Genomic DNA, 24,593 nt, shown 5'->3' with positions numbered 1-24,593 from the left:
CCGGGTCGCCCGGTTCGGCGGTGGCGATCCACTCCAGGACGCGGATGAAGCAGTCGGCGATACCGCGGCCCGACTCGGGATCGCGGATGTCGCAGTTGACATCGACGTCGATCTGGATGCCGTCACCGGCGAGGCGGTCGTAGACGTCGATGCGGAGGTCGTCGATGGGGCCCGAGGAGAGGTTGCGGGCGACCGCGGTGCTGCCGCCGAGGCGCATCGAGTAGTCGAAGGGCATGACGTTGAGCACGAGGCTGAATAGGGAGCGCCCGTCGAGCTGCTTGAGATCGCGCAGCATGTCCTCGTAGCGGTACTGCTGGTGGTGCAGCGCCTCGCGGACGGCGCTGCTTGCGCGCCCGGCGAGCTCGGCGAGCGTCGTGGTCGGGTCGACGCTCACGCGGATCGGCAGGACGTTGGAAGTGTTGCCGGGCACGGCGAACACCGCTTTGCCGCGGCCGCGGACCGGGAGGCCGATGACGACGTCACGGGCGCCGTTGGTGCGGTGCTCGTAGAGTACGGCGGCGGCGACGACGAGGCCGGCGAAGCTGGTGTCGAGGCGGCGCGCGGCCTCCTTGAACCGGTCGGCGCCGGCCCGGTCGACGTCGTCGGTGTGGCGCTTGATGGCGTCGGGGAGCCGGCGCAGCTTGCCCTGGTCGGCCTGCTCCGGCAGGTCGGCGAGGACGTCGAGCCAGAAGGTCTGGTCGACGGTGTGCTCCGGTGAGTGCCGGTAGGCCTCGTCGGCGCCGGCGAGCACGGCGAGCGGGGCGAGGGCGGTGTCGTCGGGCGACTGGCCGACGAGGAGCGCGTTGTAGACCTCGGCGACGCGGTTGGCCACGACCCAGGTACTGTGGCCGTCCAGCACCAGGTGGTGGGCGCGCATGTACCAGATGAAGTGGTCGGCGCCGAGTCGGAAGACGAGGTAGCAGGCAAGCGGCCCGGCGGCGAGGTCCATCGGGATGCGCAGATCGGCGAGCATCCGCCGCTCCGCGGCGGTGCGAGGGTCCGCCTCGGCACGCAGGTCGACGATCTCGATCGGGTAGGCGTCCGACTCGGCGACGAACTGCTCGGGCGCGCCGTCCGCGCCCTCGCGGAATCGCAACCGCAGCGTCTCGGCCTCATCGATGGTCCGGCGCAGGGCGGCAACGAAGAGATCCACGTCCAAGTCGCCGTGGATCTCGAGGTACTCGCTGACGTTGTATCCGGGATTGTCCGGCGCGAGCTGCTGCGCGTACCAGATACCGAGCTGACCGGCCATCAGATTCCGGACGTCGCTTCCAAACGCAGCCATCGCCGCACACACCCCATTCGTTTCGATTCAGCGACTGAAACAGCTGGGGCCTGCTGCCTCTGGGGCACGCCGCATCGCCGACCAGCTCTGTTTGATCAGTGGAGACGGGTCAACGTCTCCCGGACAGCGGCCGGTACTCGAGCCGGCCCGTGTCCCGGGAGACGATCGACGTCGGATGCGTCGATGTGGTGGTGCTCAGTTCGCGCTTCCCATGGCTTCGATCAAGCTCTTGGGGCGCATGTCGGTCCAGGACGTCTCGATGTGGTCGAGGCACTCCTGACGGCCGGCCTGGCCGAAGACCTGGGTCCAGCCGGCCGGGACATCCGCGAAGGCGGGCCAGAGCGAGTGCTGGCCTTCGTGGTTGACCAGGACCAGAAAGCTGCCATCCGGGTCGTCGAACGGATTCGTCACCGCGTCGTCGTCCTTTCTCAGATGATTGGCTGCGCGTCGCGTGCCCGATGCTTTTTGATTTGACATCGGGTCTCTGCACGTCTGCAAAGACATACGCCGGGTTGCGGAAGGTCTGCAGTTCCACCCCGAGCCACTATGTGCCAATCCCGGCGGGTCATCAATGTTGCGCTGCAGCAGGGCTGGACGTTCAACTGACGCATCGCGGCACTTGAACAGCGTCACGGCGTGGAACTGCGGTAACCGTCCGGTGATGGCCTCCTCGGGCCGGTGTCCGCTAATTTCTTGACGCCGCCAACCCATTTCCGTCGACACTCAGTACGTTTCCGTAATCCGGTCCACCCTTACGAGAGCGAGGCGTTCGCCGTGGCCATGATCGGTGGCACAGGAATGGGCCCGGCCCGCCTGAGGCTCAGCGATGATTCGATCACGCGCCAAAAAGTCAGGAAGGGTACATTGCGGCGTGTTATCCCCTTCGTCCGGCGGTTCCGCTGGGCGATTCTGCTCATGCTGCTGACCACCGTGGTGGACGCAATCATCGCGGCGGCGAACCCACTCGCGCTGCGCATGGTCATCGACGACGGCATCGTGCCGGGAAGGCTTCACGTCGTACTCCAGCTCTCCCTGGGCATCGCCGGTCTGGCGGTGGTCGACGCAGCGGCGATCTGGGTGCAGACCCTGCTTTCCGGACGGATCGGCGAGGGGCTCGTCTACGAGCTGCGCACCAAAGTCTTCGACCACGTGCAGCGCCAGCCACTGGCCTTCTTCACCCGTGCGCAGACCGGCGCGCTGGTGAGCCGACTCAACACGGACATCGTCGGCGCCCAGCAGGCCGTGACCACGCTGCTGTCGCAGACGCTGACGACGGTGCTGACGGTCGCGCTGGTACTCGGCGCCATGTTCCTGCTTTCCTGGCAGATCGCGCTCGCCTCGGTGGTGATGATCCCGCTGCTGCTCCTGCTGCCGGTCAAGTTCATCGGCAGACGGCTGCAGCGGCTGACCCGCCAGGGCATGCAGCTGAATGCCGAGATGGGCTCGATGATGAACGAGCGCTTCAACGTCTCCGGGGCGATGCTGGCAAAGCTCTACGGGCGGCCCGAGGACGAGTCGGCTCTGTTCGCCGGACAGGCGGCCAGGGTCCGCGACATCACCGTGTCCGGCGTGGTCTACGGCCGCATGTTCTTCATCATCGCGACCCTGCTGACCTCGCTGACCTCGGCCATGGTCTACGGGCTGGGCGGGGTCCTCGCCATCGACGGCACACTCAAGATCGGCACGCTGGTGGCGATGGTGACCCTGCTGCTGCGCCTGTACGGGCCGGTCAACCAGCTCTCCAGCGTGCCCATCAACGTCATGACCGCGTTGGTCAGCTTCGACCGCATCTTCGAGGTGCTCGACCTGCAGCCGTTGATCAAGGAGCGACTCGGGGCTCCGGACCTGGCGCTGCCCGACAACGACGGTGGCACAGCCCCCGAAATCGAGTTCGACAAGGTCTCCTTCCGCTACCCGGGCAGCGACGAGGTGTCGATCGCCTCGCTGGAAGCGCTGCCGCAAGTCGACTCGAAGGGTGGCGAAGAGCGGTGGACGCTCAAGGAGTTGAGCTTCGTCGCGCCCGCCGGCAAGCTGACCGCCCTGGTGGGCCCCTCGGGCGCCGGCAAGACCACCCTGTCCCAGTTGGTCCCCCGGCTCTACGACCCGACGTCGGGCGTGGTGCGTATCGCCGGACAGGATCTGCGCGAGGTGAGCCTCGCGTCTCTGCGGCAGACCATCGGCGTGGTGACGCAGGACGCTCACTTGTTCCACGACACCATTCGGGCCAATCTGCTGTACGCACGTCCGGATGCCGACGAGGACGAGCTGGTCACCGCGTGCCGGGGAGCCCGGATGTGGGACGCGATCGCTGCTCTGCCTGACGGCTTGGACACGGTGGTCGGTGACCGGGGCTACCGCCTTTCGGGCGGTGAGAAGCAGCGGCTGGCGCTGGCCCGGCTGCTGCTCAAGTCCCCGCCGGTGGTGGTGCTCGACGAGGCCACCGCGCACCTGGACTCGGAGTCCGAGGCGGCGATCCAGCGGGCGTTGAAGACCGCGCTGGCCGATCGGACCTCCCTGGTGATCGCCCATCGCCTGTCCACGATTCGCGAGGCGGACCAGATTCTGGTCGTCGACGACGGGAGGATCTGCGAGCGCGGCACGCATGAGGAGCTGCTCGCCCGCAGGGGTGTCTACGCGGACCTTTACCTGACCCAGTTCGCCGGCAAGGAGGCCACCGCGTCGGCCTGAGCCGACAGTGGTCGCCTCCCCGAACCCGAACACCCGAAGGTGCCCCATGACCTTGCTCGACGACAGCTCGACGCCCGTGCTCGTCTGGACGCCCGGCGCCCACGGCCCGCGCCGGGATCCGGCACCGCTGCTGCCCGACCCGGAGCCGTTCCGCATGCTCGGCACGGAGGCCGCGGCCGAGCTGGACGCCGACCTGCTGCGTGGCCTCTACCGCCGCCTGGTGCTGGGCCGCCGCTACAACCAGCAGGCAACCACTCTCACCAAGCAGGGCAGACTCGCCGTCTATCCGGCCTCGACCGGCCAGGAGGCCTGCGAGATCGCCGCCGCGACCGCCCTGCGCGAGACCGACTGGCTCTTTCCCAGCTACCGCGACACCCTGGCCGCCGTCTCCCGGGGCGTCAGACCTGTCGAGGCGCTGACCCTGCTGCGCGGAGACGCGCACAGCGGCTACGACCCCTACGAGCACCGGGTCGCCCCACTCTCCACGCCGTTGGCCACCCAGGCCCCGCACGCGGTCGGCCTCGCCTACGCGGCGCAACTGCGCGGTGACGACCTGGTCGCGATGGCGCTGGTCGGCGACGGCGGCACCAGTGAGGGCGACTTCCACGAGGCCCTGAACTTCGCCGCTGTGCTGAACGCCCCGGTGGTCTTCCTGGTGCAGAACAACGGCTACGCGATCTCCGTGCCGCTGGCCAAGCAGTCCGCGGCGCCCACGCTGGCGCACAAGGCCGTCGGCTACGGCATCAGCGGCCGCCTGGTCGACGGCAACGATGCCGCAGCGATGCACATCGTGTTGAGCGAGTCCGTCGAACACGCCCGCTCGGGCTGCGGCCCGGTGCTGGTCGAGGCGGTCACCTACCGTCTGGACGCGCACACCAACGCCGACGACGCGACCCGTTACCGCAGTCCGGAGGAGGTCGCCGCCTGGCAGGCCCACGACCCGCTCACGGTGCTCGAACGGCACCTGCGCGAGCACGGCCTGCTCGACGACACGGGCGTCGCCGAAGCGGCCGAGGCCGCCGAGGAACTCGCGGCCGAGATGCGCGCCGAGTTCCACACCGACCCCCTGCCCGATCCGCTCTCCCTGTTCACCCACGTCTACGCCGAACCGACCAGCCAGCTCCGGGAGCAGGCGGCGGAACTGCGGGCCTGGCTCACGGCCGACGCGGCGGGGGCGCCGACGGCTGTGCCGAAGAGGCGGCGATGACGAGCCCGGCCACGAACGCCGCCACCATGACGATGGCGCAGGCCCTGAACACCGCACTGCGGGGCGCGATGCGCGAGGACCGCGACGTCCTCGTCCTCGGTGAGGACGTGGGCACTCTCGGCGGCGTCTTCCGGATCACCGACGGACTGGCCGCCGAGTTCGGCGCGCGACGCTGCCTGGACACCCCGCTGGCCGAGGCCGGCATCCTCGGAACGGCCGTCGGCATGGCCATGTACGGCCTGCGGCCGGTCGTCGAGATGCAGTTCGACGCCTTCGTCTACCCGGCCTTCGAGCAACTCGTCTCGCACGTCGCGAAGATGCGCAACCGCACAGCCGGCCGGATAGCGCTCCCGATCACGATCCGGGTGCCCTACGGCGGCGGTATCGGCGGCGTCGAGCACCACAGCGACTCCAGCGAGTCCTACTACGCGCACACGCCGGGCCTGCACGTCGTCACCCCGGCCACAGTGGGCGACGCCCACGGCCTGCTGCGCGCGGCCATCGCCTCGAACGACCCGGTCGTCTTCCTCGAGCCCAAGCGCCTCTACTGGTCCAAGGACGAGTTCGCGCCCACCGACACCCCCGTCCCGCCGATCGGACGGGCGGTCGTCCGCCGCACCGGCGCCTCGGCGACTCTGCTGACCTACGGCCCCTCAGTCCCGGTCTGCCTGGAAGCCGCCGAGGCGGCGAAGGCCGAGGGCTGGGACCTGTCCGTGGTCGACCTGCGTTCGCTGGTCCCCTTCGACGACGAGACCGTCTGCGCGGCGGTCCGGGCGACCGGACGCGCCGTGGTCGTGCACGAGGCCTCCGGCTACGCCGGCTTCGGCGCGGAGATCGCCGCGCGGGTGAGCGAGCGCTGCTTCCACCACCTCGCCGCGCCCGTGCTGCGGGTCACCGGCTTCGACATCCCCTACCCGCCGCCGATGCTGGAACGCCACCACCTCCCCGGTGTCGACCGGATCCTCGACGCCGTGGCCCGACTTCAGTGGGAGCAGTGACGCTCGTGGCCTCGGTACGCGAATTCGCCCTCCCCGACCTCGGTGAAGGACTCCCCTCCGCCGAGATCGTCCGCTGGCTCGTCACCGTCGGCGACGTCATCGGGGTCGACCAGCCGGTCGCGGAGGTGGAGACGGCCAAGGCGGTCGTCGAAGTCCCCTGCCCCTACCCGGGCGTCGTCACCACCCTGGCCGGCCCCCACGGGACGGTCGTCCCGGTCGGCGCACCGTTGATCACCGTCGCGGTCAGCGAGGCACCTTCCGCGGCGCCTGCACCGACGCAGGACAACGGCGGCGGATCGGGCAACGTGCTCGTCGGCTACGGCACCAGCCCTCAGCCGACCCGTCTTCGGCGACCTCGTGCCGTCCTCCCCCCGCCTGACCCCGACGCCGTCCCGGCTGAGCCGACGCGGCGTCAGACGGTCGCGGTCGTCTCACCGCTCGTACGCCGGCTCGCACGCGAACACGGCGTCGCGCTTGATCGGCTCACGGGCAGCGGCCCCGCCGGTCTGATCCTGCGCCGCGACGTGGAACAGGTGATCACGGCAGGCTCGGGCGGGGCTCAGGACTCGGTCGTCGTGCCGCTGAGCGTGGTCGGCCGGCGTGCCGCCGAGGCGTTCATGCGCAGCAGGCGCGAAGTGCCGGACGCCTCCTGCTGGGTCGACGTCGACGCCGCCGCTCTGCTGTCTGCGAAGGACTCCCTGAACACGGGCGACGCCCAGCACAGGATCGGTCTGCTGGCGCTGCTGGCCAGGATCTGCGTTGCTGCCCTGGCGCGTGTCCCCGAACTCAACTCCGACGTGGTCACCGACACGCAAGGGCGGGCGACGGGGGTACGCCGTCATGCGGCTGTGCACCTCGGCTTCGCGGCCCAGACTCCTCGAGGTCTGGTCGTCCCCGTCGTGCACGACGCCCAGGCCCGGACCACGGCCGAACTGGCGTCGGAAATCGACCGCCTGACCGAAGCCGCCCGCGCGGGCACGCTCACGCCCGCCGAGCTGACCGGAGGCACCTTCACCCTCAACAACTACGGGATCTTCGGCGTCGACGGAGCCACCCCGATCATCTACCACCCGGAGGCGGCGATGGTCGGCGTGGGGCGGATCGCCCGCAAACCCTGGGTCGTCGGTGAGGAGGTGACCGCACGCCCCGTCATGCAGCTGTCCCTCACCTTCGACCACCGGGTCTGCGACGGCGCCACCGCCTCCGCGTTCCTGCGGTTCGTCGCCGACGCGGTCGAGGACCCGACGGCGCTGCTGCGCCACCTGTGACCTCCCCGCTCCCCGCACCCCGCACCCCGCACCCCGCTTGGAGCAGCCCGTGTCCCACACCCTTCCCGCTCCGCGGGCCAGGAGGCCTGACTTGTCTGCTCACCGATACACCTACCTGGGGCCCGAAGGCACCTTCACAGAAGCCGCGCTGCGCACCCTGCCGGAGGCGGCCACCCGCGAGCTGGTGCCCTCGGTCTCGGTGGCGGCGGCGCTGGACGCCGTCCGCGACGGAGAGGCAGGAGCCGCCCTGGTCCCGATAGAGAACTCCGTCGAGGGCGGTGTGACCAGCACACTCGACGAGTTGGCGGCGGGCCGGCCGCTGATGATCTACCGCGAGGTGCTGCTGCCGATCAGTTTCGCGCTGCTGGTGCGGCCGGGAAGCCACTTGGAGGACGTGAAAACGGTCACCGGCCACCCAGTGGCGCAGCCACAGGTACGGCGCTGGGTGGCGGAGCACCTGCCCCACGCGCAGTGGGAGTCGGCAGCGTCCAACGCGGAGGGGGCACGGCTGGTCCAGGAAGGGCGCTTCGACGGCGCCTTCGCCGGCGCGTTCGCCGCGCCCCTGTACGGGCTGGAGGTGCTTGCCCCCGACGTCCACGACGCGGTGGGCGCCACCACGCGCTTCGTGCTGGTCGGCCGTCGCGGCCGGACCGCGGCGCCGACGGGCGCGGACAAGACCTCGGCGGTCGTGTGGGGCGCCGACGACCACCCCGGCGCGCTCTTGGAGCTGCTGCAGGAGTGGGCCGTGCGCGGGGTCAACCTGTGCCGCATCGAGTCGCGTCCGACCGGCGAGGGGCTGGGGCAGTACTGCTTCTCAATCGACGCGGAGGGACATGTCACGGACCGCCGGGTGGGCGAGGCGCTGATGGGTCTGCACCGGATCTGTCCGCGGGTGCGCTTCCTCGGCTCCTACCCCCGGGCCGACCAAGTGGCGCCCTCGGTTCGGCCGGGCACCACGGACCGCGAGTTCGGCGAAGCGGCGGACTGGTTGTCGCGCTGCCTGGACGGACGCGGAGAGGACTGATCAGAGTCGGGTCGTCACGGAGAAGCCCCGGTGGCGCCGATCGACCGGTCCGGGTCGATCGGCGCCACCGGGGCTTTGCCTCGCGTGGTTCAGCACGCCTGCCAGACCGGTTGGCGCTTCTCGGCGAAGGCGCGCGGGCCCTCGACCGCGTCCTGGCTGCGGCGCCGCCGCTCCTCCCAGAGGTAGGCCGCGGAGAACGCCTCCTCCAGGGGCATGTCGACGGAGCGCATGGCCGCCTCCTTGATGGCCCTGACCGACAGCGGGGCGCTGCGCAGCAGGTCCTCGACCCAGCCGTCCACACAGTCGTCCAGCCGCTCGGCCGGGACGACATCGTTGACCAGGCCGTGGGAGAGCGCGGTGGTCGCGTCCATGGGGCGGCCGGTCAACAGGTAGCCCATGGCGGTCTTCAGCGGGAGCTGCCGAGCCAGCCGGAACACACCGCCGGCGCCCGCCACCAGGCCGAGCCGGGCTTCGGGCAGGGCGAAGACGGCCTGGTCGCTCGCGACGATCAGGTCGCAGGCGAGGGAGAGCTCGAAGCCACCACCCAAGGCATAGCCGTTGACCCGGGCGAGGACCGGTTTGGTCAGTGCGAACCGTTCCGTCAGCCGGGGCCAGCCCGGCTGACCGCGGCTGCCGAACGTGGACGGCGGCGTGCCGTCGAGGTCGCGGCGGGCGCGCTCGGTGAGGTCCTGCCCGACGGAGAAGGAACGGTCCCCCGCGCCGGTGAGCACGGCGACCCGGACCTCGTCGTCGGCCTCGACGTCGTCCCAGATCCGGGCGAGCTCGGCGTGCATCCGCAGGTCCATCGCGTTGAGCTTGTCCGGCCGGTTCAGCGTGATCCGTGCGACCTGGTCGTGCTTCTCGTACCGGACCCGCGGTTCGCCGTCGTCCTGAGTTCCGGTCCCGCCCGGGTTCTGTGTCATCGCGGCGGCACCTGCTCGGTGCCGCGGCCGGCGAAGCGGCCGACCTTGTTGATGACGTCCTCGCTGTACATGCGCAGCGCCTGCTGGAGGGCGAAGTCGGCCATGTAGCGGCGGAAGTCGTCGACGGGCTCCTCTGCGCTGTTGAGCATGCGGCGGTTGGCGACGACGGCGTCACCGCGCATCCGCACCACACTGCGCTCGATCGCGGCGTCGAGCTCGTCGAGCTCGTGGACCTCGTCGACGAGCAGCGCCGCCTCCGGCTCGGTGGCGAAGACCCGGCGCCCCTCCAGGATGAGCTGGCGGGAGAGCCGGGCCCCGACGCAGCGGGTGAGTCGGAAGTTGGACACCCCGGGGATGATCCCCTCCTGGGCGGCGGGGATGCTGACGAAGGCGTCCTTGGCCGCGATGACGTGGTCGAAGACCAGCAACAGCTGCGCGCCGCCGCCGATGGCGAAGCTGTCGACGACCGCGATCCACGGCTTGGCGATCGTGCGCGGCCGCCACACGGCCCCATCCTCGACCAGCATGCCGCGCAGCAGCTTGTGGATGTAGCCGAGCTCCCGGCGCAGCAGGAAGTCGACCAGCGAGATGCCGCCGCCATGCAGGGTCTTGAGGTTGATGCCGGCGCTGAAGACCCGCTTTCCCTTGTAGCGCGGGTGGGTCATCACGCCGCCGCGGAGCAGTCCGACCTCGGCCTGCGGGTCGAGCAGGGCCAGGTCGACGGCGGTCTCCATGTCGTCGACCTGGCGCCCGTCCTCGGCGTTCAGGCAGTCGTCCCGGGTCATGGTGAGCCGGGCGACGCCGTCCACGCGCTCCAGCAGGACGGAACCGAGGTCCACGGTGCCGGTCCGGGTGAACTCCGGTAGCAGCCGCAGTGCCCGGCCGGTCGGCCGGAGCATGGCGTCGACCAGGTGAGGACCGGCCTTGGGCGAGCGCAGGACGGCACTGAGGAAGATGCCCTGATCGATCTCGTGGCCGTCCTTGTCCGCCTGTGGCAGGTGACGCTCGGCGGCCATCTGTTCCTCGGTGGGGACCAGTCCGGGCACGGCCGCCGCGGCGGCCCGCACCAGCTCGTCGATGCGCAGGTGTCGGGTGCGCCGGTCCGTCAGCTCGTCGTAGACGGCCTCGACGTGGGTGTCGAGGAAGGCGTGGCGCAGGCATCGGACGGTGACTCGGGCCTCGGCGGCCAAGGCGCGCTGGTCCGCGGTCCGTTCGGGTCGCGGCGGCAGGGCGGCGAGCACCTCCGCCGCCCGTGCCAGGATCTGCCTGGCTTCCGGCAGCGGCGCATCGACGGCCCCCAGCTCCGCGAGGAGCGCGTTGGCCGCGGCCCCGGCCTCGGCGACGTCCGCCGGTTCAAAGGGGGCGGCGAGCCGGCTCATGCCGCGCTCCCCTCTGCCGTGTGCCGGCGCAGCGCGCGGTCGCAGGCGGCCAGGTGGGCGCCGAGGGCCTCGTCGAAGCTGGTGGTCGGCGCGTCGAACATGAGCTGTCGGCGGATCGCCAGTTCGCTTCCCTCGAAGGCCCCGGTGAGCGCGCAGGCGTTCTCGAGCGCGGTGGGCAGGTCGTCCTCCAGCACGTCGATCAGGCGCAACGCCAGGGCCTGGTCGCCGTCGACGGGTTGGCCGAAGAGAACGGCACGGCGGATCGCCGGGCTGCTGGCGCCCTGCTGAGCGAGCCGGTACAGGGACATGCCGGGCCAGGTGTCGCCGTCCTCGACCGGAACGACCAGGCGGACCGTGGGGGTCGCGATGCGGTAGTCAGTGGCGAGCAGCACGTCGAGCGCGGTGCCGCCGCATTCGCCCTCGGCGACGGCGACGCTGGCGACCGGCAGCCGCTCGAGGCGACGCAGCGCCCGCTCCCACCTGCTGACCAGGGCTACCGTCAGCCCCTCGGGACGGTGTGTGGCGGGGGCGCCGGAGACGTGCGCGGTCACCCGCGCCCGGCCGCCGCTGTCCTCCGCCTGGTCGCAGATCTCGTTGACCGCCGCGACGGTCTCCACGGTGAGCGGGAAGGCCCCGTCGATCCTCAGCACCAGGTCGTGCGTCATTCGTCCTCCACTCACCATTGGATCAGCGCCGTTTCGATCGTGGAACCGGGGCCCATCGTCATCAGCACTCCGTGGTCGCCGGGCACGACGACCTCTTCCTCGAGCAGGCGCTCGTAGGAGAACAGGAACGAGCCGCTCGACAGGTTGCCGAAGTCCCGCAGCACACCGGTGGTGTGGCGAAGTTCGTGGCGGGTCAGACCGAGGTTGACCTGGACCGCGTCGATGACCTTCTTGCCGCCGGAGTGGACCAGCCAGTGACGGATGTCGCTGCGCCGCAGCCCGGCCCTGGACAGCAGCCGGTCCACGACCTGCTCGGCGTTGGCACCGACCACGTAGGGCACACCGGGGTCGAGGAAGAAGCTGAACCGGTTCTGGTCGTCGTCCCAGTCGTAGCGCATGGCGTCGACGGCCTCGGTGATGAGGTGGCTGGAGAACCCGAGCAGCTTGGGACCGGCCGCCCTGCTGGGAGAGGCTGCGAAGTGGCCGGGCCCGCCGTTGCCATCGGCGATCAGGGCGACCGCCGCCGAGCCGTCGCCGAAGAGGCTGTTCACGACGGCGGTGCGCATGGTGGAGTCGAAGGTGTACGCGGCCGAGCACGCCTCGACGCAGACCATGACGGCGAGCCGGCCGGGGTTGGCCACGGCCCAGCTGCTGGTCGCGTTGAGCGCGTTGAGCCCGGCGTTGCAACCCATGCCGACGACGTCGACGCGGTGGCAGCTGCGGTCGATGCCCAAGTCCTTGATGAGCAGCGCGCTCAGCCCCGGCGTCAGGAAGCCCGTCGTGGTCACCACGCACAGGTAGTCGATGTCGGACAGCAGCGCGCCGGCGTCGGCGAGGCAGCGGCGCAACGCGCGGGCGCCCATGTCGAGCGCGAGCCGCTTGTGCTTGGCGAGCAGTTCACCCTGGGGCTCGGACCGGCGCTCGCCCTGCTCGTTGCGCGGGGGAATGGTGAGGTAGCGCCGTTCGATGGCACTGTTGAGGAAGATGGAGCGGATCTTGGGGTCGGTGATCCCGAGGTGGTCGATGAGCTGCTGCTGTGAGTAGGACTCGCCGGTGTTGGCGGTGCCGATGCCGGCGAGGCGCGCCGGGACGGGCGTGCGGGGTGGTTCGGACGAGGTGAGTTGCGCCCAGTCGCTCGGGAGCAGCTCGGTGCCGGGCGTCATCGGAACGTCCACCCCCAGCGACGGCGAGCCGCGCGGGGCGGATTCAGTTGTGTTCTGGACACGTTGGGTCGAACCTCCGGGTGGAGTCGAGGGGTCGCAGGGGAGGGTGGGGCGCGATCAGGCCCGTACCTCCGCCTCGGCCTGGATGAATCGGGTGAGCCGGGAGACTCCTTCCGTGATCTGGGCCTGGGTCAGGTAGCTGACGGAGAGCCGCAGGCTGCGCTCGCCCCCGCCTTGCGGGTAGAAGTAGGACATGGGGGTCCAGATGACCCCGTGCTCGTGCGCCGAGCGCGCGAGGGCCTCGTTGTCCACCGCGAAGGGCACGTCGACAGCGAGGAAGAAGCCCCCCTGGGGCCGGTTCCAGCGCACACCGAGGCGCTCGCGCAGCACCGGCGGCAGAGCATGGTCGAGTTCGTCGAGGGTGGTGCGCATGGCCCGGCCGTAGTAAGCCGCGGTCTCGGTGTTGAGCTCCTTGGTGTGGCCGTCGACGGCGAGCAGCATGCCGGCCACGACGGCCTGGCTGATCGGCGAGGTGTTCACCGTGACCATGCTCTTGATCTTGGCCAGTTCGTCGGCGAGCAGCCCGGTGGTGCCGTCGGGGCGCCGCACGGGCTGGTCCGCGACGACGTAGCCGACACGGGCGCCGGGGAAGAGCGTCTTCGACAGCGAGCCCAGCTGGACCACGCGCCGGCGCGTGTCCAGGCTCTTGAGCGTGGGCAGCTGCCGTCCGGGGCTGACGATCCGGTAGGGGCTGTCCTCCAGGATCAGGAAGTCCTCGCGCTCGCTCAGATCCAGCAGGGCGTGCCGGGTGGCCGGCGGCATCGTCGCACCGGAGGGGTTGGCGTGGTCGGGGATGACGTACAGGGCGCGCGGGCGGCGCCCCTGGCCGCGTTCGGCTCGCAGGGTGCGTTCCAGCACGCTGCAGTCGAAGCCGTCCGGGCCTTCCTCGACGACGGTGAGTGGCACGCCCAGCAGCCGGGCCACGCCGGTGATGCCGACGTAGCAGGGGCTGGAGGCGAGCAGTACGTCGGCCGGCCGGGCGATCAGCGCCCGCACGGCGAGGAGCATCGCCTCCTGGCACCCGACGGTGATGACCAGGGACTCGGGGGCGACGTGGACGTTCTCGTCGCGGGCGAGCGAGTCGGCGACCAGGTCGCGGATCACGCCGGCGGTCGGGCCGTACTGGAAGATCTGGTCGCGGATCTGCTCGGGAGCGCTGCCCAGATCGCGCAGGTGGTCCAGGTAGCGGCGCAGGTGCTCGAAGACCTGCTCGACGTCGAAGAAGCCGTCGTAGGGGCGTCCGGGGGCGAATGAGATCGCGTCCGGGTAGCGGTGGGTGACCTCGTTGAGGAAGGTCATCGAGTCGAGGACCGGATCCGCCAGGCTGCCGTGGAGATCGGCGAGGTCGAGCGCCGCCCCGCCGAGGAGGTCCCCCGGGGGAGGGTCGGGAACCAGGTCCGGGTCCGGTCTCAGGTCCTGCGCCGTCACGGGGTACCTCCAGGAAGACGGACGGCCGCTGGCCGTGCTGGGTGGTGCGCCTCAGCGCCGGCCGACGGCCGAGGCGCCGGCTCCGTGCCGGTCGAGACTGTGTTTGTCCAGGAAGTCGGTGATCGCCCGGTTGACCTCGTCGGGTCGCTCGAGGTAGCCCCAGTGGCCGCAGGAACCGATCTCGACGTGGTCGCAGTCGGGGATGTCCGCGGCCACTTCGGCGCCCAGGGCGGCGGGAGTGACCAGGTCGTCGGTGAAGCTGATGACGCGGCAGGGCACGCTGATCCGGGACAGCAGCGGGCGCCGGTCGGCGTCGGTGTCGACCCCGCTCTGTCCGCCACCGACGGACTCGCCACCGGTGAGTTCGAGCAGGTCGAGCCACATGTTGACGGCCCGGTCGTCGTTCAGAGTGGCCGGGGAGAGCATCTGAGTGACCTGGTGCACGGCCTCGTAGGCCCGCGGCAGCCGCACCCCGTCGGCCGTCAGGGCCCGGTCGGCACGGGTCAGCGCCTTGCGGTAGGCGTCGGAGCGAGCCCGGGTGGCGATGAGTACGGCGCCACGGACCAGGTCGGGGCGTTCGGCCGCGAGTTGCTGCGCGATCATCGCGCCGAGCGAGGTGCCGACGACCTGGCAGGGGCCGTAGTCGAGGGAGTCGATGAGCCCGACGGTGTCGGCGACCATCTCCTCCAGGGTGTAGTCGCCGGGCGGGACGTCGGTCGGCGGGATGCCGCGATTGTCGAAGGTGAGGGTCTGGTAGCCCGCGCGGTTGAGCGCGGGGGTCTGGTGCATGGTCCACACCCGGCCGGAGGCGGACGAGCCCATGATCATGAGCACCCGCTCGCCCTGACCGGTGCGCTGGTAGTGGAGCTTGATTCCGTTGGCGGAGACGAAGGGCACGGTGAGGCCGCCTCACTCGCCGACGACCGGGGACCGCTGATTCCCGGGTCGCGTGGGGTTCTGGTGAGCGTGCAAGGCGGACTCCTCCTCGTCGGTGCTGTCGGTGCTGTCGGTGCTGTCGGTGCTGTCGGTGCTGTCGGTGCTGTCGGCGGGTACGGCCGGCGCCGCGTCGGCGCCGGCCGGCCCGCTGCTACCAGCGCCACTCCTGCTGGCCGTACAGGTGACCGGCCTTGACGCCGCGCTCGCGGCACGAGTCGAGGAACTCCTCGATCTGCTTGATCTGGTAGGTGTCCTCGTTGTAGGTGGTGGCCATGACGTGGCCGAGCCACGGCTCCTCGCCCATCGCGTAGACGTACGCCTCCTCGACACCGAGCTCGGTGAGGATGTCGCCGGCCTGCTTGGCGTTGGAGCCGGAGAGCTTGCGGGAGTTGCTCATCTTCTTGGTCACCGGCTTGGTGAGCAGCGCCTGGTAGAGCCAGGTCAGCGGGGCGCCGTCGCACTCCATGCCGAGGAAGGCAAGGTCGGCCTTGCCCAGGTGGTCGCGGATGTAGCGGTACAGCCTCGGCTCGATGCCGGAGGAGTCCGCGCCGACGAAGACCTTGCGGCCGGCCAGCTCCACCCAGTAGGTGGACTTGCCGCGGATGTCGAGGTCGCAGTGCTCGCCGAGGAACGGCGTTGCGGTGACCTTGCCGCCGGGGAAGGGCACCTCGTCGAAGTCGTCGACCTCGATGGTGTCGAAGCCGAGGTGGCGCAGGACCAGCGCCATCGACGGGTCGGGCAGGTTGCCGCGAGAGGGGCGCGGGACGACGATGGCGCCGACCCGGCCGCGCAGCTGGAGCAGCGTCTCCAGGACGATGTGGTCCTGGTGGCCGTGCGTGATCAGCACCAGGTCGATGTAGTCCGGGAGGTCGTCGAGGGTGTAGCGATCGCCCTGTGAGTTGTCCGCCGAGATGAACGGGTCGGTGACGATGGTGCCTTCGGGCGTCTGCAGCACCAGGCAGGCGTGACCGAAGTAGCGTATGCGCCCGCCCTCGGCGATGTGCCGGTCCGGGGACAGGCTCGGCTCGTCGGCCAGCAGTCCGAGCAGCTGCTCGGTCTGGGCGTCGTCGAGGCCGAGGGCCTCCCGCAGGTGACTGAGGGTGGCACCGTGTACCCGGGCCTTGAACAGTTCCTCGAGGCCCGGGTGGTTGAACGGGATCGGCAGCTCCAGCACGTCCGGGTCGGCCAGGCGGGGGGTGCTGAGGATGAACGGGCGCTCGACCCCGGGCTCGAGGGAGAGCTGCACGGACTGGCGGGCCTCGGCGTAGGCCGGGCTCTTGTACGCCAGCGGCTCCAGGAAGCGGATCGCGGCCTGGTTGTCGGTGTCGTAGGCCAGCTCGACGACACCGCCCAGCTCCTTGGGGAGCTGAGGGTACAGAGGGGTGAGGTCGAAGCCGGTGGCGTTGGCCCGAAGGAGGTCCTGTCCCTCGGCGATGGCCTCGGCGAAGCGGATCATGTCGGCCCGGTCGCGCTTGATGGTGGCGAGGAGCTCGCGCACCTCCTCGGCGCGCTCCTCCGGGATGTTGACGAAGTATCCGCCACGCAGCTCAGGGTTGTTGCTCGCCGCGACATGGACCTGCGGGGACTGCAGATACGATTCGAGAAGCGGAACCTGCAGGAATGCGAGGTTCATTGCCGCCTGCACCGGCGCGACCGTGTAGAGCCATGCGTAGAACCGGTCGACCAGTGGTTCGACGATTGCTCGGGAGCGCAGGTACTTCAGCTGTTCATCCATCTGTGGTCTTCCCCCAGAAATACCGGAAGTGTGGAAATGCCGCGCACCGCGAACTGGGGCGCAGGCTGGAATTCACCGGAGCATTCGGCTGCATCACTATGAACCCGAGGCGAGTGTTCATTCAACGATTGCCCGGGCGAACAGGCAGTGTGCAGAAAGGGATGCACACGGATTGACGTTTCTCCGTGTGCATGCGTGGATTTGCGCGCGGTCAGCGGCCGGGGCGCGCCGGCCGGGCCGCCTCTCACCAGTCCCAGGTGGCGTGCGCTCTACGGTTCCTGTCCGTCCGCCTGCTGCGGAGTGGCGGCCGCCGAAGGCGCACGCGCCGTCCGGATCCTGGCCCAGGTGCAGCCGCTTGCGCACGTCGCGCACGGTGCCGGCCTTCGACGCTGTTCAGCGGGTGTAGCCGGCCGTCCCGGCCGGTGCGGACGTTCAACTGCGGCGCGAGGTCAGTTGAACGCTCCCGAGTGGCAGCCGGCGGCCGTGCGGCTCACCGCAGTCTCCGACAAGGTTTCCGCTCGAACAGCCGGAGGGGCCCCGCAGACGCGGGGCCCCTCGCGGTCGTCAGTTCTCCCGCTCCAGCCACCTCGCTATGGCGGACCACGCCTGCGCCAGCATCTCGGGCCGGATCATGTCCGAGTGCGTGCAGGGAAGGCAGGCCTCGGCGACCTCGCCGGTCACGTGGGGCATCCAGTCCCTGCTGGTCGGGGCGGCTTTGGGACGATCCTTCCCGGCGACCAGAACGAGCGCGTCGCCCTGGAACGAGCCGAGGACGTGCTCACGCTTCAGAGCACTGTTGTTGAGGAAGATCCGCGCCAGTCGCATCGACTCCTCGTCCGAGATCGCGCCGAGCGTGGCGCCGGCCTCACGCCGCATCTTCTCGCTGATCTCCACCAGCTTCGCCTCCTCGGACAGAGGCTGCCCGTCGGCGTCGACCGGGCCGGAGGGGACCCCAGGGTCCGGGACCATCGGATAGGTATCCATGATCACCAGTGCGGCGACCTCCTCACCGTCGTGCTGCAGCCGCACCGCGATCTCGTGCACCGGTATGCCGCCGAAGGACCAGCCGAGCAGGTGGTACGGGCCGCTCGGCTGGACCGAACGGATCTGTCGGACGTAATCCTCGGCCATCTCGGTCACCGAGCGCGCCAGCTCGCTGGTCCCGTCCAACCCCCGGGCCTGCAGCCCGTACAGCGGGACGTCCTCTGGGACGAACCGGGCCAGCGGCATGTAGGACCAGCTCAGGCCGCCGCCGGGATGGACGCAGAAGAACGGCGGTCTGTTCCCGCTCGACCGGATCGGGAGGAGGACGTCGAGCGCGTCGCTCACCGCGCCCAGGTCCATCCGGCTCATCAGCCCGCTGACGGTGGGAGCCGCCAGCAGGTTGCGCACCGTGACCGAGACGCCGCGCGCCTGGAGGCGCGACACCAGCGTGACGGCCAGCAGAGAGTGCCCGCCCAGCATGAAGAAGTCCTCGTCCACGCCGACGCTGTCCAGGCCGAGCACCTCCGCGAACACCTCGCACATGAGCCCTTCCAGCGCGGTCGCCGGACTGCGTCGGCCAGCCTGGTCTTCAGCGGCCACGTGGTCCGGGACGGGCAGCGCCCTGCGGTCCAGCTTGCCGTTGGGCGTCAGCGGCATCGCGTCGAGGACGACTACGGCGGCGGGGATCATGTACTCGGGCAGCTGCCGGCTGACGTACTGCCGCACAGCGCCCGGCAACTGCTCGGCGTCGACGGAGCTGTCCGGCGCGGCCACCACGTAGGCGATCAGGCGCTTGTCGCCGGGGGGGTCCTCGCGGACGACCACGACCGCCTGGGCGACGTCGGACTGCTCGGCGACCACAGTCTGGACCTCGCCCGGCTCTATCCGGAAACCGCGGATCTTCACCTGGTCGTCGGCCCGGCCCGCGAAGACCAGGCGGCCGTCGGACGTCCACTTGACCCGGTCTCCGGTCCGGTACATCCGCTCGCCCGCACCGGCGAAGGGGTTCGCCACGAAGCGCTGCGCACTCAACCCGGGCCGGTGAAGGTAACCGCGCGAGACTCCGGCCCCCGCGATGTAGAGCTCACCGACCACTCCGGCCGCGACCGGGGTCAGCCACTCGTCGAGCACGTAGACCTGCGTGTTGGCGTTGGGCCGGCCGATGGACGGCTCGTCGCCGGGCGCCAGCGGACCGGCCATGGTCGCGCAGACGGTGATCTCCGTCGGACCGTAGGCGTTGACGAAGCGTCGGCCGGGCGCCCAGCGGGCCACCTGCTCCGCACTCAGCGCGTCACCGCCGGAGAGCAGAGTGGTGACCGATGCCAGGTCCTTGGTCGCCAGCACTTCCAGCACGGCCGGCGCCAGCAACAGGTGCGTGACGCCGTGTCGGGCGATGACCTCGGCAAGTCCGGCCCCCGGCAGCAGTTCCTCCGCGGGAGCCACCACCATGCAGGCACCGGACCAGAGCGCCATCAGCAGTTCCCAGGTCGCCGCGTCGAACCCGACGGAGGCGAACTGCAGCAGACGGCTTCGGCCATCGAGCTGCCAGCCGTCCGCCGCGATCAGGTTGACCGCGCCGGCGTGCGGCACCACGACGCCCTTGGGCGTACCGGTCGAGCCCGACGTGTAGATCACGTAAGCCGGGTGCGTCGGAAGGAGGACGCTGGTGCGCTCCGCCTGGGACAACGCCGATTCGGCGAGTTCACCCAGCCGCCCGGTCGTCGCCGGGTCGTCCACCAGGACCACCGGCAGCGAGGCCGCCTCGGGCAGGGCGGTCACGCTCGTACTCGAGGCCAGGGCCATTGCCGCGTCAGCGTCCTTGAGGAGGAACGCGATGCGCTGAGCGGGGTATCTCGGGTCGACAGGCAGGTAGGCGCCGCCGGCCTTGAGCACCGCCAACAGCGAGACCACCAGGTCGATGCCGCGTTCCTGTACGACCGCGACGACCGACTCCGGTCCCACACCCTCGCCGACCAGGAATCGGGCCAGCCGGTTGGCCCGCGCGTCCAACTGGGCGTAGGTCAGCTCGACCGAGTCGGAGACGACTGCCGCGGCCTCGGGAGTCAGCTCGACCTGCCGCTCGAACCGCTCCACCAAAGTCCCGGACGGGACCTCGATGCCGGTGTCGTTCCAGTCGAGCAGCAGCTGACGCCGTTCGTCAGCGCCGAGGATGTCGACCTCACCGAGCCTCAGCTGCGGTGCTTCCCCGACCGTGGCGAGCACGCGTGCCCAACGCTCGGCGAGGGCGCGGGCCGTGTCCGGGTCGGGGCGTCGGGTGGCGACGGCCAGGTGGCCCTGGAGACCGGCCGGCCGGCCATCGTCGTCGAACCGCTCACTGACGGAGAGGTCCATGCCGAACTTGGCGGCCGGCGCGCCGGCGGCGAGATCCTTCGCCACAGCTGGCGGAACCTCGCCGGATCGCAGGCCGGACAGCCGGGCCCCGCCGCGGACGGTGTTCTGCAGCGTCAGCATGACCTGGAACAGCGGATTGCGTGAGACGGAGCGGACGGGTGCCAACTCCTCGACGAGGCGCTCGAAAGGAACGTCCTGGTGTGCGAAGGCACCCAGGCCGGCATCGCGGACCCGGGCCAGGACGTCACGGAAGGTCGGGTCCCCGGTCAGGTCGGTCCGCATGACGAGCGTGTTGACGAAGAATCCGATGAGGTCGTCCAACGCCTCGTCGGTACGCCCGGCGATGGCCGCACCGATGGGGATGTCGGTGCCGGCGCCGAGCCGGGACAGCAGCACCGCAAGCGCGGCCTGCAGCACCATGTACAGCGTCACGCCCTCCGACTGCGCCAGTTCGATCAGCCGTGCGTGGACCTGCGCGGAAACCTCCAGCGGCGTGCTGTAGGTACGGTAGTCCGACGCCGCTCCCGAGTCGTTGAAGGGTAGTTCCAGCTCCTCCGGAATGCCTGCGAGGGCCTCGCGCCAGTAGGCGATCTGCTGGGAGACCAGGCTGTCCGGGTCCTGATCGTCGCCGAGCAGCTCCCGCTGCCAGATCGCGTAGTCCGCGTACTGCACCGGCAGCGGCTCCCACACCGGAGCCTCGCCGCCGCGGCGGGCCGCGTAGGCAGCCGCGATGTCCCGGGCCAGCGGCCCGCGTGACCATCCGTCGCCCGCGATGTGGTGCAGGACCAGAACCAGCACGTGCCTGTCGGGGCCGGACGTGAAGAGCCACGCCTTGACCGGTACCTCGACCGAGACGTCGAAGGTGTACCCGGCCGCCTCCGCGACCTTGCGCCCCAGTTCCTCTTCGTGGGCCTCGATTGCCTGCATCTCCCAGTCCAGCTCGTCCAGGGTGAGAACGCGCTGGTAGGGCACACCGTCCTCGGTGGGGAAGACCGAGCGGAGCACCTCGTGCCGATCAAGGACATCCCGTAGGGCGGCCGAGAGAGCGGAACTGTCGACCTCGCCGCTGAGTCCCACGGCGATGGAGATGTTGTACGTGGAGCTTGGGCCTTCGACCTGCTCGAGGAACCAGAGGCGCCGCTGGGCGAAGGAGAGGGGGATGCGCTCGGGGCGCGGCTGGGGAATCAGCGGGGTGCGGGCGTGGCCTGCCTCGTCCAGGCGGGCGGCGAGTCCCGCGGCGGTGGGCGTCTCGAACAGCATGCGCAGCGACAGCTCGACGCCCAGGACGGCGCGGACCCGGCTGACGAGACGCGTCGCCAGGAGGGAGTGTCCCCCGAGGGCGAAGAAGTCCTCGTCCACGCCGACCGAGTCCAGCCCGAGGACCTGGGCGAACACGCCGCAGAGGATCTCTTCGGCGAGGGTGCTCGGGGCGCGGCCGTCCGTGGCTGCTCCGGTCCTGTGGTCGGCGGCGGGAAGTGCCTTGCGGTTGAGCTTTCCGTTGCTGGTCAGCGGGAGGGACTCGAGGCTGACGACCGCGGAGGGGACCATGTGCTCGGGGAGGTGCTCTGCGGCGAAGGCACGAACGGCGCCGGCGAGTGTTTCGAGGTCCTCCACGCTGTCGGGCGTGGGGGTGATGTAGGCGACGAGTCGTTTGTCGCCGGTGGTGTCCTCGAGGGCGATGACGGCGGCTTGAGCGACGCCGGGGTGGGCGAGGAGTGCGGTCTGGATCTCGCCGGGTTCGATGCGGAAGCCGCGAATCTTGACCTGGTCGTCCGTGCGGCCGAGGTAGAGGAGTTGGCCGTCGGTGGTCCAGCGGGCACGGTCGCCGGTGCGGTACATCCGCTCACCGGTGGCGAAAGGGCTGGCGATGAACCGGCCGGCGGTGAGGCCGGGGCGCCGCACGTAGCCGCGGGCCAGGCCGGCGCCCGCGATGTAGAGCTCGCCCGCGACGCCAGGGGCGGCGGGGTTGAGGTACTCGTCGAGGACATAGAAGCGGGTGTTGGCGATCGGGGTGCCGACGGGGATCGAGGGGAGCTGGAGGTGGTCGCTGGTGATGGGGGCGGTGGCGACTCCGATGGTGGTCTCGGTGGGGCCGTAGTGGTTGAACACCCCGCGTGTGCCGGCGGTGTCGAGGAGCTCGGCCACCCAGCTGGTGGGGGCGGCTTCGCCGCCCAGGACGAGGGAGGTGGTGGGCAGGACGCGGGCCAGTCCGCCCGCGCCGAGGGCGGCGAGGTGGGAGGGGACGGCCTTGAGGTGGTCGATCTGGTGCTGAGCGAGGTAGTCGGCAACAGCGTCGGAGTCGGTGACCGCATCGTGGTGGAGGATGTGCAGGGTGCCGCCCGTGGCGAGGCTGATGAACAGCACGGTGTTGCCGAGGTCGGTGACCTGGGCCTGCAGGAGTGCGTAGCGGCCGCCTGGCGTGCCGAATCCGATCCGGGAGGGGACGGACTCGGTGTAGTTGACCAGGGAGCCGTGGGTGACCGCGACGCCCTTGGGGGTTCCGGTGGAGCCGGAGGTGTAGATCACGTAGGCCAGGCCGTCGGGTGACGTGGTGACGGCGGGGCTGGTGGTGCCCTGCGCCTCGATGGTTGCGGCGGTCCGGGGGTCGTCCAGTACCACCGTCGGCCACGACTCTGCGGCGAACTGCGCCAGAGTCTCCTGCAGACCCAGCAGGACGATGGCGCCGGTTTCCGTGAGCATGAATCCGGTGCGCTCGACCGCCTGCTCGGGGTCGATGGGCAGGTAGCCGGCACCGGCCTTCCACACTGCGAGGATCGCTGTGATCATCTCCGGGCCGCGGCCCAGGCACAGGCCGACGACGGACTCGGGTCCGGCGCCCCGGCCGATGAGGTGGCGGGCGAGCTGGTTCGCGCGGGCGTCCAGGTCCGCATAGGAGACCTTGAGTCCGTCGGACACGATCGCGATCGCGTCGGGAGTCCGGGCCGCCTGCGTCTCGAACAACCTCGCGACGGTACCTGCGGACACTGGCGCGGCGGTGTCGTTCCAGGCCGTGATCACCAGCTCACGCTCACCGGCATCCTGGACGTCCACCGCACTCAGCCGGACCTGCGGATCGGCGGTCACAGCGTCGAGCACCCGCGCCCAACGCTCCGTCAGGCGATGAGCAGTCGCCCGGTCGAACAGGTCGTTCGCCGCTGTCACGGTGCCGTGCAGACCCGCGGGCCTGCCTTGCGCGTCGAAGTCCTCACCGACCATCACGTCAAGGTCGAACTTCGCCGCGACCAACCGGCCGGGCGTAGCCACAGCACTTCCCTCGGACCGCAGGCCGTCCAGGCCTACGACGTTGCGCGCGTTGTTCTGCAGGGTGAGCATCACCTGGTACAGCGGATGCCGGGACAGGGAGCGGGTCGGGGCGAGTTCCTCAACCAGTCGCTCGAACGGCACGTCCTGGTGCATGTAGGCGTCCAGGCCGGTCTTGCGGACCCGGGCGAGGGTCTCGCGGAACGTCGGGTCACCGGACAGATCGGTCCGCATGACGAGCGTGTTGACGAAGAACCCGACCAGGTCGTCGAGCGCCTCGTCGGTGCGCCCGGCCACAGCCGCGCCGATGGGGATGTCCGTACCGGCTCCGAGCCGGGAGAGCAGGACCGCGAGGGCGGCCTGCAGCACCATGAAGAGGGTCACGCCCGCCTCGTGCGCCAGCTCCACGAGTCGGGCGTGGACCTCGGCCGGGACCTCCAGCGGCACGCGGTGACCCTGATAGCTCGCGACTGCCGGCCGGGGGCGGTCGAAGGGCAGTTCCAGTTCTTCAGGGGCGTCGGCGAGGGTGTCGCCCCAGTAGGCGATCTGCTGGGAGACCAGGCTGTCCGGGTCCTGGTCGTCGCCGAGCAGCTCCCGCTGCCAGATCGCGTAGTCCGCGTACTGCACCGGCAGCGGCTCCCACAGGGGAGCCTCACCGGACAGCCGCGCCGCATAGGCAGCGGCGATGTCCCGGGACAGCGGTGCCATCGACCAGCCGTCACCCGCGATGTGGTGCACCACCAGCACCAGCACGTGCTCAGCAGCAGCGGTCGAGAACAGCCACCCCTGCACCGGTACGTCGATCGCCAGGTTGAAGCTGTGGGCCTGGGCATCGGAAACCGCCTGCGCCAGGTCCGGTTCGTCGATGTCGAGGGTGTGCAGCTGCCAGTCCAGTTCCTCCATGGTGAGGATGCGCTGATAAGGCTCGCCGCCAGCGGTCGCGAAGACCGTGCGCAGCACCTCGTGCCGTTGCAGGACGTCCCGCAGGGCGGCCGAGAGGGCCTGCTTGTCGACCTCCCCGGACAGGCGGAGGGCTACGGGCAGGTTGTACGTGGCGCCCGGGCCTTCGAGCTGGCCGATGAACCACAGGCGCTGCTGCGCGAAGGAGAGGGGGACGCGTTCCGGGCGCTGCTGCACCGTGAGCGCGTTACGCGCCTGGCCGGCCGTACCAAGGCGGGCGGCGAGCTGGGCCACCGTAGGCGCCTCGAAGAGGGTCCGCAGCGGCAGTTCCACCCCC

General features: G+C 70.4%; 15 protein-coding genes. 5 read left to right on the top strand and 10 right to left on the bottom strand.

The window, feature by feature from the left end; translation table 11 throughout:
• Together AQJ46_RS43220 and AQJ46_RS43215 are read right to left on the bottom strand one after the other, a co-directional pair.
• Positions 1–1,285 (bottom strand): condensation domain-containing protein (locus AQJ46_RS43220; protein ID WP_225887554.1); only part of this gene is annotated, 1,285 nt, incomplete at its 3' end.
• A gap of 195 nt (positions 1,286–1,480) precedes the next feature.
• Complete coding sequence (locus tag AQJ46_RS43215) at positions 1,481–1,696, bottom strand: MbtH family protein (RefSeq protein ID WP_059210827.1); 216 nt, start codon at positions 1,694–1,696, stop codon at positions 1,481–1,483.
• A 369-nt stretch (positions 1,697–2,065) separates the two neighbouring features.
• On the opposite strand from AQJ46_RS43215, the gene AQJ46_RS43210 reads away from it, so the two are divergent.
• The 5 genes from AQJ46_RS43210 (at position 2,066) to pheA (ending at position 8,470) form a co-directional block, all read left to right on the top strand.
• Positions 2,066–3,973: an ABC transporter ATP-binding protein gene (locus tag AQJ46_RS43210; protein ID WP_059210842.1), complete on the top strand. Its 1,908-nt coding sequence runs from the start codon at positions 2,066–2,068 to the stop codon at positions 3,971–3,973.
• Positions 3,974–4,019: 46 nt separating this feature from the next.
• Complete coding sequence (gene pdhA, locus AQJ46_RS43205; RefSeq protein WP_059210826.1) at positions 4,020–5,180, top strand: pyruvate dehydrogenase (acetyl-transferring) E1 component subunit alpha; 1,161 nt, start codon at positions 4,020–4,022, stop codon at positions 5,178–5,180.
• Complete coding sequence (locus tag AQJ46_RS43200) at positions 5,177–6,178, top strand: alpha-ketoacid dehydrogenase subunit beta (protein ID WP_059210825.1); 1,002 nt, start codon at positions 5,177–5,179, stop codon at positions 6,176–6,178. Before pdhA ends, AQJ46_RS43200 begins: the two co-directional genes overlap by 4 nt.
• Before the next feature lie 5 nt (positions 6,179–6,183).
• Entirely contained in the window at positions 6,184–7,446 is a 1,263-nt protein-coding gene (locus AQJ46_RS43195; RefSeq protein ID WP_059210841.1) for a dihydrolipoamide acetyltransferase family protein, read from the top strand.
• Positions 7,447–7,537: 91 nt separating this feature from the next.
• A complete protein-coding gene (pheA, locus tag AQJ46_RS43190; protein WP_059210824.1) occupies positions 7,538–8,470 on the top strand; it encodes a prephenate dehydratase in 933 nt (310 codons plus the stop codon).
• 89 nt (positions 8,471–8,559) lie between these two features.
• Here pheA and dpgD read toward each other — a convergent pair whose 3' ends face one another.
• From dpgD to AQJ46_RS43150, 8 genes are all read right to left on the bottom strand, one after another.
• Positions 8,560–9,393: an enoyl-CoA-hydratase DpgD gene (gene dpgD / locus AQJ46_RS43185; protein WP_059210823.1), complete on the bottom strand. Its 834-nt coding sequence runs from the start codon at positions 9,391–9,393 to the stop codon at positions 8,560–8,562.
• On the bottom strand, positions 9,390–10,772 hold the full coding sequence (gene dpgC, locus AQJ46_RS43180) for a (3,5-dihydroxyphenyl)acetyl-CoA 1,2-dioxygenase DpgC (RefSeq protein ID WP_079072693.1): 1,383 nt from the start codon (positions 10,770–10,772) through the stop codon (positions 9,390–9,392). The genes dpgD and dpgC overlap by 4 nt, the downstream gene beginning before the upstream one ends.
• Positions 10,769–11,437, bottom strand: a complete 669-nt coding sequence (dpgB, locus tag AQJ46_RS43175) for an enoyl-CoA-hydratase DpgB (RefSeq protein WP_079072692.1) — start codon at positions 11,435–11,437, stop codon at positions 10,769–10,771. The genes dpgC and dpgB overlap by 4 nt, the downstream gene beginning before the upstream one ends.
• 11 nt (positions 11,438–11,448) lie before the next feature.
• On the bottom strand, positions 11,449–12,600 hold the full coding sequence (dpgA, locus tag AQJ46_RS43170) for a 3,5-dihydroxyphenylacetyl-CoA synthase DpgA (RefSeq protein WP_079072691.1): 1,152 nt from the start codon (positions 12,598–12,600) through the stop codon (positions 11,449–11,451).
• Positions 12,601–12,717: 117 nt separating this feature from the next.
• A complete protein-coding gene (locus tag AQJ46_RS43165; protein ID WP_404828520.1) occupies positions 12,718–14,088 on the bottom strand; it encodes an aminotransferase-like domain-containing protein in 1,371 nt (456 codons plus the stop codon).
• A 51-nt stretch (positions 14,089–14,139) separates the two neighbouring features.
• Entirely contained in the window at positions 14,140–14,985 is an 846-nt protein-coding gene (locus AQJ46_RS43160) for an alpha/beta fold hydrolase (RefSeq protein WP_059210821.1), read from the bottom strand.
• Positions 14,986–15,175: 190 nt separating this feature from the next.
• Entirely contained in the window at positions 15,176–16,759 is a 1,584-nt protein-coding gene (locus tag AQJ46_RS43155; protein ID WP_059210820.1) for an MBL fold metallo-hydrolase, read from the bottom strand.
• 564 nt (positions 16,760–17,323) lie between these two features.
• Positions 17,324–24,593 (bottom strand): amino acid adenylation domain-containing protein (locus tag AQJ46_RS43150; protein ID WP_455770095.1); only part of this gene is annotated, 7,270 nt, incomplete at its 5' end.

The sequence above is a fragment of the Streptomyces canus genome (genome assembly GCF_001514145.1).
GTDB lineage: Bacteria > Actinomycetota > Actinomycetes > Streptomycetales > Streptomycetaceae > Streptomyces > Streptomyces canus.
The sequence above is the reverse complement of the archived record's forward strand: the minus strand, read 5'-3'. Positions and strand labels throughout refer to the sequence as shown.

Coding starts and splice junctions, on each gene's coding strand:
- AQJ46_RS43210 (WP_059210842.1), top strand. CDS start 2,066: ATGATCGGTGGCACAGGAATGGGCCCGGCCCGCCTGAGGCTCAGCGAT.
- pdhA (WP_059210826.1), top strand. CDS start 4,020: ATGACCTTGCTCGACGACAGCTCGACGCCCGTGCTCGTCTGGACGCCC.
- AQJ46_RS43200 (WP_059210825.1), top strand. CDS start 5,177: ATGACGAGCCCGGCCACGAACGCCGCCACCATGACGATGGCGCAGGCC.
- dpgD (WP_059210823.1), bottom strand. CDS start 9,393: ATGACACAGAACCCGGGCGGGACCGGAACTCAGGACGACGGCGAACCG.
- dpgC (WP_079072693.1), bottom strand. CDS start 10,772: ATGAGCCGGCTCGCCGCCCCCTTTGAACCGGCGGACGTCGCCGAGGCC.
- dpgB (WP_079072692.1), bottom strand. CDS start 11,437: ATGACGCACGACCTGGTGCTGAGGATCGACGGGGCCTTCCCGCTCACC.
- dpgA (WP_079072691.1), bottom strand. CDS start 12,600: ATGACGCCCGGCACCGAGCTGCTCCCGAGCGACTGGGCGCAACTCACC.
- AQJ46_RS43155 (WP_059210820.1), bottom strand. CDS start 16,759: ATGGATGAACAGCTGAAGTACCTGCGCTCCCGAGCAATCGTCGAACCA.